The 12,774-nt window shown below is 41.2% G+C and carries 16 protein-coding genes and 1 pseudogene; 7 read left to right on the top strand and 10 right to left on the bottom strand.

Annotation, left to right across the window (positions count from 1 at the left end; genetic code table 11):
• The first annotated feature begins 106 nt into the window (after positions 1-106).
• Complete coding sequence (locus tag L691_RS0127080) at positions 107-439, top strand: DUF4181 domain-containing protein (protein WP_025693316.1); 333 nt, start codon at positions 107-109, stop codon at positions 437-439.
• Positions 440-448: 9 nt separating this feature from the next.
• On the opposite strand, the pseudogene L691_RS30355 reads toward L691_RS0127080, so the two are convergent.
• Positions 449-1,330, bottom strand: a pseudogene (locus tag L691_RS30355) (IS30 family transposase); the annotation flags it as partial.
• A gap of 299 nt (positions 1,331-1,629) precedes the next feature.
• On the opposite strand from L691_RS30355, the gene L691_RS0127070 reads away from it, so the two are divergent.
• Positions 1,630-2,079 carry a L,D-transpeptidase gene (locus L691_RS0127070; RefSeq protein ID WP_025693315.1) on the top strand — a complete coding sequence of 150 codons (450 nt, stop codon included), beginning with the start codon at positions 1,630-1,632 and terminating at the stop codon, positions 2,077-2,079.
• A 69-nt stretch (positions 2,080-2,148) separates the two neighbouring features.
• Here the strand turns inward: L691_RS0127070 and L691_RS0127065 are convergent, their stop codons facing one another.
• From L691_RS0127065 to L691_RS31660, 3 genes are all read right to left on the bottom strand, one after another.
• Complete coding sequence (locus L691_RS0127065) at positions 2,149-3,045, bottom strand: TolB family protein (protein ID WP_025693314.1); 897 nt, start codon at positions 3,043-3,045, stop codon at positions 2,149-2,151.
• Between the two features lie 278 nt (positions 3,046-3,323).
• Positions 3,324-4,343: a hypothetical protein gene (locus L691_RS32370; RefSeq protein ID WP_156934360.1), complete on the bottom strand. Its 1,020-nt coding sequence runs from the start codon at positions 4,341-4,343 to the stop codon at positions 3,324-3,326.
• Positions 4,344-4,695: 352 nt separating this feature from the next.
• A complete protein-coding gene (locus tag L691_RS31660; RefSeq protein WP_156934359.1) occupies positions 4,696-4,980 on the bottom strand; it encodes a transposase in 285 nt (94 codons plus the stop codon).
• Positions 4,981-5,294: 314 nt separating this feature from the next.
• On the opposite strand from L691_RS31660, the gene L691_RS30350 reads away from it, so the two are divergent.
• From L691_RS30350 to L691_RS0127050, 3 genes are all read left to right on the top strand, one after another.
• Positions 5,295-5,636, top strand: coding sequence for a helix-turn-helix domain-containing protein (locus L691_RS30350; protein ID WP_025693312.1), 342 nt, complete (start codon positions 5,295-5,297; stop codon positions 5,634-5,636).
• Between the two features lie 323 nt (positions 5,637-5,959).
• Complete coding sequence (locus L691_RS32365; protein WP_198023123.1) at positions 5,960-6,292, top strand: transposase; 333 nt, start codon at positions 5,960-5,962, stop codon at positions 6,290-6,292.
• A 586-nt stretch (positions 6,293-6,878) separates the two neighbouring features.
• A complete protein-coding gene (locus L691_RS0127050; RefSeq protein ID WP_025693311.1) occupies positions 6,879-7,175 on the top strand; it encodes a hypothetical protein in 297 nt (98 codons plus the stop codon).
• On the opposite strand, the gene L691_RS33225 is transcribed toward L691_RS0127050, so the two are convergent.
• The 3 genes from L691_RS33225 to L691_RS0127035 all read right to left on the bottom strand — a co-directional run bounded on the left by L691_RS33225 (position 7,168) and on the right by L691_RS0127035 (position 8,005).
• A complete protein-coding gene (locus L691_RS33225; RefSeq protein ID WP_198023122.1) occupies positions 7,168-7,338 on the bottom strand; it encodes a hypothetical protein in 171 nt (56 codons plus the stop codon). The two genes, L691_RS0127050 and L691_RS33225, sit on opposite strands and share 8 nt — an antisense overlap.
• 11 nt (positions 7,339-7,349) lie before the next feature.
• Positions 7,350-7,715, bottom strand: a complete 366-nt coding sequence (locus tag L691_RS0127040) for a hypothetical protein (RefSeq protein ID WP_025693310.1) — start codon at positions 7,713-7,715, stop codon at positions 7,350-7,352.
• A gap of 62 nt (positions 7,716-7,777) precedes the next feature.
• Positions 7,778-8,005: a hypothetical protein gene (locus tag L691_RS0127035; RefSeq protein WP_025693309.1), complete on the bottom strand. Its 228-nt coding sequence runs from the start codon at positions 8,003-8,005 to the stop codon at positions 7,778-7,780.
• Between the two features lie 145 nt (positions 8,006-8,150).
• Here L691_RS0127035 and L691_RS0127030 point away from each other — a divergent pair, with 145 nt between their 5' ends.
• Complete coding sequence (locus L691_RS0127030) at positions 8,151-8,372, top strand: hypothetical protein (RefSeq protein ID WP_025693308.1); 222 nt, start codon at positions 8,151-8,153, stop codon at positions 8,370-8,372.
• 1,611 nt (positions 8,373-9,983) lie between these two features.
• On the opposite strand, the gene L691_RS34030 is transcribed toward L691_RS0127030, so the two are convergent.
• The gene (locus L691_RS34030; protein WP_269634901.1) at positions 9,984-10,109 is read right to left on the bottom strand and encodes a hypothetical protein; all 126 of its coding nucleotides are present in this window, start codon (positions 10,107-10,109) and stop codon (positions 9,984-9,986) included.
• Positions 10,110-10,557: 448 nt separating this feature from the next.
• Here L691_RS34030 and L691_RS0127020 point away from each other — a divergent pair, with 448 nt between their 5' ends.
• Positions 10,558-11,037, top strand: a complete 480-nt coding sequence (locus L691_RS0127020) for a L,D-transpeptidase (protein WP_025693307.1) — start codon at positions 10,558-10,560, stop codon at positions 11,035-11,037.
• An 88-nt stretch (positions 11,038-11,125) separates the two neighbouring features.
• On the opposite strand, the gene L691_RS0127015 is transcribed toward L691_RS0127020, so the two are convergent.
• Both L691_RS0127015 and L691_RS30345 read right to left on the bottom strand, forming a co-directional pair.
• Positions 11,126-11,887: a beta-propeller domain-containing protein gene (locus tag L691_RS0127015; protein WP_025693306.1), complete on the bottom strand. Its 762-nt coding sequence runs from the start codon at positions 11,885-11,887 to the stop codon at positions 11,126-11,128.
• 258 nt (positions 11,888-12,145) lie between these two features.
• Positions 12,146-12,774, bottom strand: a 629-nt coding sequence (locus tag L691_RS30345) for an IS630 family transposase (RefSeq protein ID WP_156934357.1), incomplete at its 5' end; no start/stop codon positions are given.

Raw genomic sequence — 12,774 nt, 5'->3', positions numbered from 1 at the left:
CTAACCTTTTCAAAACTTTGTTTCACGAATTCAGGTGTTTATTGATGAATGAAAAATTTGTATTCGTGTAGTATAGTTGAACAAATGGAAAAAGAAGGTGATGCAAGTGAGCTTTTATCTTGTATTATTTATTGCAGCTGTGATTCAATTTGTTCTGGATAAAATTATCAGCAAAACAGATGAGAAGATATCAGACACGGATGGTTATATCCCATACAGGTGGTTCGTTGTGATTGGGGGTATTGGTATATTTTTGTCACTTTTTTTTGTTAATGAACCCCCTTATAAATATGTTTGGATTGGCGTATTACTTATTATAGTGTTCGGTGTTCGATCTATCTTTCAATGGAAATATATTCGCAGTTCACAAAAGCATATTATTTCACTATTGATGATGGCCTTATCTGTAGTCGGTACAATTGTTTACGTTTTAATTTAAGACGGATTGTCAAGCTAAGTGCGACAGTTCCTCTGAAAAGGATTCGTGAGCGGTTCTCCAACCCAAGCATTTTCGTGGTCTATGGTTGATCAAGCGCAGAGCAGTCTCCAAGGCTTCATCCGTGATTTGTGCAAAATCTGTCCCCTTGGGAAAAAACTCTCGCAAGAGGCCATTGGCATTCTCATTCGAGCCGCGTTGCCAGGAAGAATACGGATCTGCGAGATATACCTGTAGGCCATGAGCTTCTTCCAAGCTGGCGTAACAGGCGAATTCCTTGCCACGATCTGCAGTAGCGGTTTGAAATGCACCATCAGGGTACTGCGAGGCTACTACACCAAAAGCAATTTCCATGGACAAAGCTGTACGGTCAGGCATGGGAACGGCGGTGTACAGTCGGGTCTTGCGTTCGATGAATGTAGCTACGCAGCCCTTGCTTTTCCCACGGCCCGAGACGACCGTATCGAGTTCCCAATGACCGAAGGTTTTCCGGGAACGAACCTCTTTCGGACGCTGAGAGATGGTCTTACCCACAGCGAACTTGCCGCGTGTCTCTACAGGCTTCTGCCGTTTACCTTTGTGGCGTAAGACGGCAAGCACTCCTTTCACCAAACGGCCTGTATATAGCCAGCGATAGATGGTTTTAAAGCAGACCACAGGGTGTCCCTCTTGACGGAGTCGTTCTACGATCTACTCGGGAGACCACGTGGCATGAAGCTTTTCTTCAATAAGGACCGACTGCTGTGGTGTCCATTTTCCGGCTGGGACGGAGGACTTACGTCGCTGGACATAGTTCTCCTGAGATCGCTCGGCACAATAGGGCTTCTGCGTTTCATTTCGACGGAGTTCTCGGCAAATGGTGGCATGATGCCTGCCCAATTCACTGGCAATGGCCTCGAGCACTTATGATGTGTGTAGCTCATGGTGGATTCTCCTTGTGTGAATGTGGTGTAGGAACCTTCATTCTACACGAATCCGGCCATGGGCCATTTTTTATTTATTTCCAGTAGGTGTCGCACTTCATATTACAATCCGTCTCTTATAAAAAAAATAAATATTATATTGCGTAACGTTACGTAGTATAATGTAATAGAATTACAGAGAGGCGATATCCTAATGCTGGGGTGCATTAGAGAATATCGCAACCCCCTCCTTGTATCTATTAAATAATATACCTTTAGGAGGAAAAAATCATGAGCTATCATATTATGGTTAATCTGAAAAGCAATCGTAGAGAATTGGGTACTTTGAAAATGTATAACGGTAGTGGATCCTTAGTATTTGGCCCTGTGCCAGCACTTGGACGCTCGGAGTATGACTACGCTCCTACAGAAATTGATGGAAATACTCCAACTGGTGAGTACACTGCCCAGCTTGCTTCTCCAAGAAATGATACAGCAAAGAATCGTCGTTCTTACGGTATGTATGGAATTGTTCAAATGGATCCAGTTAGTGGACAAGCCCTAACTGCTAAGAGAAACGGACGCACTGGGTTATGGATTCATGGCGGAGCTCCTTCTGACTCAGGTGGTTTACGCCCAACACATGGTTGTGTACGACTATCCGAAGACAACCAAGATGGTTTGGTGAAAGCAATCAAAGCAGCTGGCGGCTCTGGTAAAGTAACAATAAGTGAAAACTAAGATTTTTATACTTTATTCCAAACTAACCCACATCTATTTGATGTGGGTTAGTTTCCATAAGGTTCCCTCTTAAAATTTCGGTGTTAATTGAGCTAGCTTCTGTTCATCGTTTTTAGATAAAGACCCCTTCTTTAAAATTGATTTTTTTGTTTCTGAGTAAGTATAGAGTACTGCTTGTGGAGAATCATCACCTTTACTTACAAAGTCAAAACTTTTCCCATCTTTATGCCAAACTATAGAGGAGATCAGTATAAAATCCTTATCGGACACATGCGTATAGCTCTTACGCTCTACATCGTATACTCCGATATAACTTGAACCCAGATCACCGATACCAAACGCAATCTTTTTCCCATCTGGTGACCAGTTATATGCATCAATCTTTTCACTTCCCGCTCCATCACTATTCATCTCAAACATGTTTACAATAGCTTCAGTCCCATTAGATAAATTAATTAGAACAAGTCTTTTCCCCTCATGATCGCTTACATGGAGAGCTATCTGGTTGCTTTTGGATAAGGAAAGTGAATTAACTCTCAATGGTCGTGGGTTGAGCTTGACAAGTTGCTCTCCGCGCTTACTTTTTATTTTCATAGAATCCACAACTTCATTGGCTTCGGCGGCTTCTTCTCCCTTAGCCTTAGTTAATTTTGCGGTAAAAGTAACATCTTTATTTTTCCATACAATCTGTTTTCCCGAAACTACAACCTTAGATTTATCTTGATTATTATAATACTGTGAATAATCTACAGAATTCATCTTTTTGTCAGTTGCTTTATATGTTTCTATAGTTGCTTTTCCTTCAACTTTTTTTACACCTTCCTTTGTGTTGTTGACCTCATTATTATTCACTTTGTTCTGAGGCCATTGTTGATCTGGATTTGAATTTGAACTTGCCTTATCACTGCATCCTGAAATCGCTAACGCCACTATCGCACCTACGGTCATAATCTGCACGAATTTCATAATTTCCTCCTTAATATACAATGTTCCGTTGTTCCTACGTTCCCTTGTATACGTAATCACATAAAGGTAAGTACTAATAATCGAACACATAATCTAGTAATCTACTTTAAAATCAGTCACCTCTTTCCTTTCTGTCTAAATAGAATTGTATTGGACCCATTTATATATTTTACCATATATAATCCTTTTTATGTAATTAGAATACATAAAATCATTCATTTTTCCAATCAAGAAAACACCGACCCCCAGCATGTAGGAGTCGGTGTTTTTTTATTAATTTACGCGTTGCGAACGAAGAAAGCAATCGGTGTCGAGCTGCCACCACCAGTAGTAACTTGAATCGGAACTGTAACCGATTGCCCATTTGCAAGAGAAAATGCACCAATTTTCACACTTTGAGCAGTCGTCGTCTTTGCAATACCATAGACCGGGTTGCTTCCCACCTTTACTGCCCCAACAAACAGCCCGCCTCGCGGATTCAAGTAAAGGTTTGCTGTCTGCGAACTACCAGATGTGTTGCTAATAGTGAGATTGCATTTATATATCCCACCAAAAGACGCACTATTCGCCAAAGTTCCCGGAAGTATAGACGGATTATCGCCCAAAATGGAAATGCTGTTAGAAGTGCCTCCGCTTCCAAGCGTGAGAGTGGCATTGGCGCCTTGCACGTCGGCATAATTCCAAGTGCCTCTCGGGTGAGTACTTACAGAACCAATAACAGCTCCTTGATGTGTATTAAGAATTGCCGCAGTACTGTTACCTGCTACGGTCCGGATTTTTGCGCTCATGGCAGAAGCACTAGAAAGAGTAAATTCCATAACTAGACCTCTTACTTGTCCAGCTGCAAGAGTGAATTCTTTGACAGTTTGGACGGAGCCAGATGGGATAGTAACAGTTGTGCTTTCTGATGTTAGTGTTTGGCCAAGAAGTGCTTTGGCCAGACAAAGGCCTGCATTGGTGAGAATATCGCCACCATTTGCTGTTACAGTCGTATCGTATTTAATAGAGCTAACAGTTACAGGATTACCGCCTGCGTTACCCACCGTCAAACCATATTTAATGGTGCTGCTGGTATCATTATGATGCCAAATAAATACACGATAGTTAACCGAGGTGGAGTTGGGAACAATATCATCCCACAAAGTAATGATCGGCGTGCTAAATGTTGCTGAAGTGAGTGGCTCAGGGTTATCACAAACATACAGACGTTGCCCCGAAATAGCTGTATATCCCGTTGAAGCAACTGGGGTTGGTGCAGACAAAGACACTGGGGTTAAATTAATTTGAGAGCATGGCATAATAATTAAATCCTCCTTTATAACGTTAAACAACGCAACGTTACGTAATATTGAGAGCAACAAACAGTTTTTAATTGATAAAGTTCAGCTTAATAACCGAATTGCCGAAATTTCCGGACATCTCAACATACTTCGGGTATATTACTGCTTATCAACCAAACTATGTGTTAATCACAGTTATATAATATAATATTACGTACCGTTACGCGATATAAAATTAAAATTTTTTTCTAGCTATTATCGCTTAAATGATTAGAGTCTGTATGTAAACCTAAGCAACTAGACCATAATCTATACCAGCGTTAAAAAAAACCTTGAACGTACACGACAATTAGTCAAAAAGGGTAGCCAGTCAGCGGTAGTTTTTCACCTTGTTAAAGAAACATTCGACCAGATGCCGTTCTTTGTAGATTTCCTTGTCCCATTTCGGCTGGACTCGTCGATTTTTCTTGCTTGGAATGACCAAAGTCGTTTCTGGTTCTTTCCAAAAGCTTGAGAATTGGTTGGTATCGTAAGCCCGATCCGCCAAGACTTGTTTACCAGTTAATTCTATCGACTTTAGTATTTCGTAACCCATTACCGAATCGTGATCGTGGGCTTGTCCGGGCGTCAGCTTAAAACGAAGAGAATTACCCAAAGCATCCGTGGCCCACGGATTTTGGTTGTTAGTTCACTTTGTGATCGTCCAATGGCCTGAAAATGCTGACCCCTTTTGCCTCGGCTCCATGTTGATGGACTCGTACAATGGTTGCGTCGATTATCACATTTTCGAAGTCGGGAAGGGTTGAAATATGCTCTAATATTTGATCCCAGATTCCGGCTCTCTGCCAGCTTCAGAAGCGACTGTAAGACGAGGACCAAGAGCCGTAATACTCAGGCAAGGAACGGGAATGGATCGAAACCCTCCTTCAAGCCACTGCCACATCCAAAGGAATTCATCATCGATGTCTCGTGCTGCTTCTAGCGGACGAAAGTCAAGGGGCGATTCCAACACAGGCTGAAATTGCGCGGCGATGTGGGGTCAGTGAAGTTACCGTATCGAATACGGTGAAGGACTACTGTACCCGTGGCCTTCACGAGACCCTGTATTACCGCAAGTATGCCGAACTGGCACGCCCTTCACAGGTAACATGCGAAGTGGAAGCCCGGTTCATTGTGTTAGCGTGTTCCGAGCCGCCCGAGGGCTATGCCCGCTGGACCGTTCGTCTGTTAACCCGTCGGGTCATCGAACTCAATATTCTGAAATCGATAGGACAGAAAACGATTCGGACCATATTAAAAAACAAAACTTAAGCCTCACTTAAAAAACAGTGGTGCATTCCTACCAAGGCCAGTAGCGAATTTGTTGCACGCATGGAAGACATTTTGGAGACGTATGCCCATCCCTACGACCCGGAAATCCCGCTGTCTGTATGGATGAACCGCCCGTGCAACTGCTCGGCCATTCTCGCCCTCCGCTTAGACGAAGCCGGGACAAGTCCAGTTAAGAAGATAACGAGTATGTACGCGAGGGAAGTTGCAGCCTGTTTCTATTTACGGTACCGTTAGCCGGGTGGCGTCATGTGCATGCCTCCGCAAGACATACGAAAGCGGATTAGGCGCTACAGATTCGAGAATTGCTGGAAGTTCATTATCCGGGGGTGAAACGGATTCGGCTGGTGATGGAAAACTTGAAAACGCACACGATCTCATCGTTGTATGAAACGTTTGCACCGGAGCAGGCTTTGGCCCTTTCCAAACGATTGGAACTTCATTACACACCAAAGCATGGAAGTTGGCTCAACATTACTGAAATCGAGTTGAGCGTACTGACGATCCAATGTCTGAATCGGCGAATCGTCTCCATGGAGGAGTTGCAGCGTAAGGTGACCGCTTGGGAACCCAGCGTAACCAGGCTCAAAAATCCGTTGATTGGTAGTTTACCACTAAGCAGGCACGAGGCAAGTTAAAACACTTGCATCCCGAAATTTGTTTGGTCAAGAAAAATTCAAAACAAGAAAACAAGCGAAAAGAGCCGTCTTCGCGTACATTTCTTGTTTCTATAATGGAAAGGTGTCCATTCATCGATTGGGTACTTCACGCCCAATCAATACGAACGTATGTACCACATGGCGGCGTAATTCTCTTGGTTTGATGTGTTCAGTCTATTGACAGAGATCCAGGTCATCATCTCTGTTTCGAGATATTTGTATATCATTATATAAAAAAGAAAAAATTCAAAAAATCCCTTTCAATTATCTTAATACGTAGCGTATTGTTACGTGTTATGATATGATATAAAAAAACTTTTTGCAAAAAAAGGGGGGCAATAGTAAAAGAAATTACCAAATCTTCTTACTGAACCTTATTTTAATCCATTATTTTATAAAACAGCAACAAAATCTCAATATTGTAACCTGTGAAACATATCTCTTTTCCAATACGTAAAAAATAACTGCTGTGGGAATCACACCCTTAACATGCGAACTTACGTTTGGTATAATGGACAAGCTAAGTACAGAATCGGTATTAAACAAATAAGGGGGCATTCGTCTTATGATAATCTATGAAAACCAATTTCAAGCTAATAACTTTAATATTTTACCAGGGGATGTGCATCAACATATTATAGGGATCATTGAAGCCAGCCCAACTTCTCAATTCTATTGCCATGTACAAGAAGAAATACCCAATGTCTATGTTTATCTCATCGAAAACAACCAATTGGAAAAGTATAGTGTTTGTCATTTTTTCTCATGTGATCAAATCGGAAGAGAGTATTTATACCAAAGTCTCCCTTTAGAACAGATACGTTTTTTTTCCATGTTTGCTTCTCTGATTAATATTACTTAGCATCATGCGCTTTTTCCTTTTTAATACGTTCGTATTCCTCTTCAATTGTTTTGGATAATAGATCGGTCGCCGTCATGTTTAGCTTTTTAGCAGCTTCAGCCAGTTGTTTTTTTATATACGCCGGCACATCATAATGAAATTTAACTTTATTGCCGTATGCCATAGTTGTTCCTCCTATCCCATAATCTCTTGATATTTTTTTTCGATCAAGCGAATTAATAATTGGGTGGCCGATGTTTCTTGCAAGGCTGCAGCCTCGATCAATTTTTCCTTTATTTCTGGCTGGAACTCATAAGGCAGTTTTACCTTCGGTTCAACCATACGGCCTTCTAGTGTTTTTTCAGCATCTATGGCAAGATCCAGCAGCGTTTGTAACGAAGAAGCGCTAGAGGCCTCTCTTCCATATTTAGGCAAAACGCGAATAAGGTACTGCTTTAATGCTCGTTGATCTTCTTCGAGAATTTCAATACGTAGGCCTTCATTCTCTACCCTGAACTGACAATCCACGTTGTACCCAAATAAGTTAACGGAATATTTCATCTTCATCCTCCTTATCATACCTCCTGCTATTATATAGTGATTCGTTACGTCTCACAATATTTTTATTCCTTCATTTGTGACTTATTTCCATTAAAATTCGAATTATTGTTTAGCAGCTCTGCAAAAATAGCATTGCCTTTAGCTTTATAGTTCGCTAATAGGCTATGTGTAGCCATGACCACCAACTGCGATTGAGACAATCCAGTATCCTGAGCGATTTGAAATAAATCTATTCTAGCTGTTACCGGAAGATACACAGTGAGCCTAGAAGGCCTTTCCTTTGATTCCATTGACATCCCCCTAATAATTATTCCTCTATATTATAACATATAAATTATGTTATTATAGCACAAAATACTGGTCGATTTTTTAAAAATATAGCGTAACGCAACGTAATATACTATAATAAATGCTAAGGAAAGGAGGTTTTTACTTATGGATCTGCAAACTGTTGTTCAGCTGATCGGCAACGTCGGATTTCCAATCGCCCTTTCTCTCATTCTCCTTCAAACAATTCTTATCAAATTCAACAAACAAATGGAAGGATTGGAGAAACGTTTGGCTCAGCTCGATAAGACGATGAATCTGTTGCTTAGGACATTTCATCAGAGTGATTCAAAAGCAGCTATTAGCCAAGACAAAAAAGATGATGGTTGACTTCAGGAACGTAATTAAGAAATACATCAAAAGGAGTATAAGTGATTTGCCCGTGAACAATTACTTAAAAGTATTCAAGCTGTCCACTTAGCCGTTCTATCTTATGCTAACTGTATCTGCGAAGAAATTGATGAGCAGGAAAGAGAAATGTTGTTTGCATCTGGGCTTGAGTTATCTAGCCAGCTTGCCGAACTAAGGAAGATGTACATGAAGCAGTACAAGGTCGATCCAATTACAGGATTTCAGCCGGAGTTTAGAATTTCTTGCGATGTACAGCCCTCTAGCTTATCAGGCCCAATCAATTGTGTAGCAGAGTATACTGGCTCTAAATGGCCGCTTTTGCCGTCTTAAAGCCGATAGATAAACACCTTGCCGTTCCTGGCTTTACCGAGGATGCTTCTGATCCTAAAAGTTCCCTGTGTACCAGGAGCCCGAGCTGCTTCGAAAAAAGTATGCCAAGCTGATTGGTGTATCCCAAGGCCAGATGAGTCAGTAATTTCAAAAATTGAAAACAAGCCAGCTCCTGTAACTGGCTTGTTTTTGTGCAAACCGAACAATGATTTTATTGCTAACGATCCGACGTAGCTGTATAGAAATTACTGAGGGGGGTCAGACCAGTAGGTCAAGATAAGGGGCCTTCGGATCAAGCTTGGTGGAATCGAGGTGGTGTTGGGGGGGGGATGAAGAATCAATAGGCTGAGGCGGTCTGTGGGAAGACCAGCGTTACGATCAGCTGCTAAAGTGGCGTGTGTGGTAACGGTGGAGGCGTGACAAAAGATCTGGTGACGGTATGTGGCGGTGCCCCTGCGCCGGCATACTGCGGCCAATCCGTGTAGCAGTCCCCACACTCCTTATTTCCCAGTCCCATTTGGATGTGAAGCGCTACCGCTGGCGCTGAAAACTAGGATGGTCCGACTCGATAAGAACCGGCATTTACTGCTTCTGATGCTGCGTACTCTTGAAGCTGTATACTGTCCGCTGTCGCGGAACGCGTAGGCATGGCAGCCACTGCCGATGAGGATGATCGGTTTTTCGGTAGCTACTCTATTGAACAATTTTCGATTTCGCTCGTTCGAATGTCTCTACTTGCCAGGGCAAGAACTCTACCATTCTGCATCGGAAGCGAACTGTATCTCGGCTTGCTGGCGCTAGCGTCCCAGAGATAGCCTGTTTATACGTTGTAAAAAAGGGCATGTTTCTAAAACACTTCTCTATTCTGGATCAGAAGAATTGCCATATATCGAAAATGAACGATTAGTAGTGCATCCACCTATCGGTGTAGGTACACCTGAAGAAGACACCAAAGATGTACATTACAAATTAGATTTAATCAATAAGCAGTTAGTTGCTGAATAAAAAGAACTCTTCCACCTCAGAGCGGAGGAGTTCCTTTTGTATTTCTTACAACTTGTTTATTTGTTTGAAGTCACCTAATTTTAATAGAGATCGGACAATCCCTATACATTCGGGCCAGTTTTTTGAATGTAGATTAAGGAATTCAGGCACGTACTATCTCGGTAAGCAAAATTGAAAGAGCTTTGAAGGATTTCTAAATGCAAGAATTAAGTTCAAATCCCCACTGAACAATAATCAGGGCCATGGGAAGACTATTCAGGCCACTGCTTTTTCTCCAATTTGATAAGATACCCATTTAGCCAAAGGAATAATGCCATAACTTGTTTCATTATAATTGATGGAACCATTGACGAAATTATTGATATTAGAAACACAAGCCATATAAATTCCTCCGCAAATACTAATGCGTTATGTATTATTACGTAATATTTATGTTCACATTTTTGTAGGGGTATGAAAACTGCTAATCGATCCCATTGATATGTAGTTTTCTACAAAAGTAAATCACAAACCCATAATAAAATAGAACGTAATGATACGAAATAATTTTTATTTATCTCGGTGTAGGGATCTTAAATGGGTGGCCGTATTACTCGGAGTTCTACTACTTTATTTTCTTATGACAACAAGTTTATTCCTGCTACGATAGTCGGTTATGAGCTTAATCTATATTGTAAAAAAATAAAAATAAAAAAATATATTGCGTAACGTTACGTAATACTATATAATGAATTTGTAAGAGAGTTACTGTCCTTAATGTAAAGGGTGCATTAAAGATAGTAAAACCCTTCTCTTTTATAAAAAGCAAAAAATACAGGAGGTTTTTACTATGGCTTACAATTATCATATTATGGCAAGTTTTCCAACGAACAGAGATTACAAGGGGACACTCAAAATGTATAACAGTGCTGGGGCTTTAGTATTTGGTCCGGTTGAGGCATTAGGCCGTGGTAGTAATGATGCCGCAAATAACTATGACCACTCAAACTGGCAACTTAAAAATGCAGATGTTCCTACCGGGGTGTATGAAACTACAGTAGTGGGAGTGGGAAGTCCTAGTTCTTCGTTCGGTCCTTACAAAAGAGTTTGGTTTAATAATGCATTGAGCGGCAATGCCCTTATTGCTCAAAATAACGGTCGTGATGAGATTATGATTCATGGTGGCGATCCTGCTACTGACTCTTCGCTTTCTTGGTATCCTTTGCGCCCAACCTACGGATGCATCCGGCTTAGCAATGCAAACCAATCAACTTTAATTAACGCTATAGCAAATGCTGGGGGCGGATCCGGGAAGATTACTATTTCATAAAAATAATAATCCCCTACTGATTCTTCGCGAGGGGGTAATCATAAAAAAGCAAGCTGACGGTCTTTCTCGACAGCTTGCTTTTTTATGATTATTTATTTATTTTGTTCAATTCAACTATTTCTGTAGAATCTAAAGCTCTGATAGTTTTAGTTTTCTTGGTGTCGAGTGAGTATCTATATAATTTGAATTTATCCGAAGGGTATTCACTTGCAAAGTCTATGAATGTTCCTTTTCTATCCCAGAAAATAAAGGCGGTGGAAATAGTGCTTGTTTCTCTAGGTACATAAGTGAAAGTGCCATAAACTGCGTCGTATATTGCTATTCTGCTTAAGGAAGGATCTCCGTATGAAAATGCAAGTTTTCGACCATTAGAAGACCAATTGTAAGCTGTCACAGTTTCAACTGCGGTTGCACTTTTTACTAGGTCATTGATGATTTTATAGGAGCCGTCATTAAGATTAATGACGAATAATTTGTTACCGCTACCATACCCTGCTTGTAGTGCGAGGTACTTACTTGAAGAAGATTTAGAAATGGAAGTAACGGTTTCAGGTTCATCTTCAAAGGTAATAGTATATTTTTTAGTTCCGTTAGCTATTGTTATAGAATCAATAAGGGTAGTGGATGGAAGGTCAGTTGATTTCTGCTTAATAGCAGTTACAGTCAATTTGCCTTGCTTAAGTGTTATACTACTCGCCGTTTCCCGTTTATTAAACTTTTCTTGTGTGATGAAATACTGAGAGGTATCTGTTTTAACTTTTGCTGCTGCCTCAGCTTCAGAACTTTTGGTGATTTGAAGTACAGGGGAAACTAATGTAAAAACTAAAAGCATTGTGAAGATTTTTTTCATAAATAAGTACACCTCCGTTAATATTTGTTTGTTCGTTGTACAGTTTATCATATTATTATGATGAGAAAATTACAAAAAAGATCAAAATTATAAAATTTATGTAGTCATTTATTTGGCTGCAATAATCCTTTCTATTTGGTTCGTCTAAAGCACCCAGTACTCCATCAGTATTTAAACTGTGGATATAATCTCTTAAGTTTCACCCAGGCATTTTCTGTAGTGAATTGCCAATCAACGCCCTTTTGAAGACTATTTCGATTACACCTCCCACGCCGTCAGTTCGCTCGTTAATGCCTCCATCGAAGGAATCCGTCGATCCAGACACTGCGGAGTCATGACACTGAGTTCAATTTCGGCCACGTTCAGCCAACTGCCATGTTTAGGCGTGTAGTGAATCTCTAGCCGCTTGGCTAAGCGCAGAGCGGTTTCTGGTTCAAACGCTTGGTAGAGGGAAGCTTTAGAATGGGTGTTTAGATTGTCCATCACCAAGCGAATTTTGGGGGCATCCGGGTAGTGAACCTCCAGGAGTTCCCGGATTTGCTCGGCCCAATCGATTCGCGTACGCTGGAAGCGGACGTTCACATGTCGCCAACCTGCGAGCGGTTCCATAAAAATGAAGATACTGCACGTTCCCTTGTGTACGTATTCTGCATCTTCACGAAGCGGCTTGGCCGGTTTCATTGGAATCGGATTCCGGGCTTCGTCCAGCAGCTGAAAGGGTTTTTCATCCATGCAGATGACTGGACATTCAGCATCATAGGGCAGGCGATATACTCCAGCACATCTTCCATCAAGGCGACAAACGTGGCATTCTGCTCTAGTGGAAACACCAGCACTTACGAAGATGGGGCTTTTATACGAAAATGAACTCAATGCTTTAAAGTAAC

Origin of the sequence: Paenibacillus zanthoxyli JH29, assembly GCF_000520715.1 — a bacterium.
GTDB lineage: Bacteria > Bacillota > Bacilli > Paenibacillales > Paenibacillaceae > Paenibacillus_AQ > Paenibacillus_AQ zanthoxyli.
Note: the sequence above shows the minus strand (reverse complement) of the source record. Positions and strands in the feature narration are given on the sequence as shown.

What these genes read in the sequence shown, in the direction of transcription:
- L691_RS0127070 (WP_025693315.1), top strand. Translation starts at nt 1,630, where the DNA reads ATGAGCTATCATATTATGGTTAATCTGAAAAGCAATCGTAGAGAATTG.
- L691_RS0127065 (WP_025693314.1), bottom strand. Translation starts at nt 3,045, where the DNA reads ATGAAATTCGTGCAGATTATGACCGTAGGTGCGATAGTGGCGTTAGCG.
- L691_RS32370 (WP_156934360.1), bottom strand. Translation starts at nt 4,343, where the DNA reads ATGCCATGCTCTCAAATTAATTTAACCCCAGTGTCTTTGTCTGCACCA.
- L691_RS0127050 (WP_025693311.1), top strand. Translation starts at nt 6,879, where the DNA reads ATGATAATCTATGAAAACCAATTTCAAGCTAATAACTTTAATATTTTA.
- L691_RS33225 (WP_198023122.1), bottom strand. Translation starts at nt 7,338, where the DNA reads ATGGCATACGGCAATAAAGTTAAATTTCATTATGATGTGCCGGCGTAT.
- L691_RS0127040 (WP_025693310.1), bottom strand. Translation starts at nt 7,715, where the DNA reads ATGAAATATTCCGTTAACTTATTTGGGTACAACGTGGATTGTCAGTTC.
- L691_RS0127035 (WP_025693309.1), bottom strand. Translation starts at nt 8,005, where the DNA reads ATGGAATCAAAGGAAAGGCCTTCTAGGCTCACTGTGTATCTTCCGGTA.
- L691_RS0127030 (WP_025693308.1), top strand. Translation starts at nt 8,151, where the DNA reads ATGGATCTGCAAACTGTTGTTCAGCTGATCGGCAACGTCGGATTTCCA.
- L691_RS34030 (WP_269634901.1), bottom strand. Translation starts at nt 10,109, where the DNA reads ATGGCTTGTGTTTCTAATATCAATAATTTCGTCAATGGTTCCATCAAT.
- L691_RS0127020 (WP_025693307.1), top strand. Translation starts at nt 10,558, where the DNA reads ATGGCTTACAATTATCATATTATGGCAAGTTTTCCAACGAACAGAGAT.
- L691_RS0127015 (WP_025693306.1), bottom strand. Translation starts at nt 11,887, where the DNA reads ATGAAAAAAATCTTCACAATGCTTTTAGTTTTTACATTAGTTTCCCCT.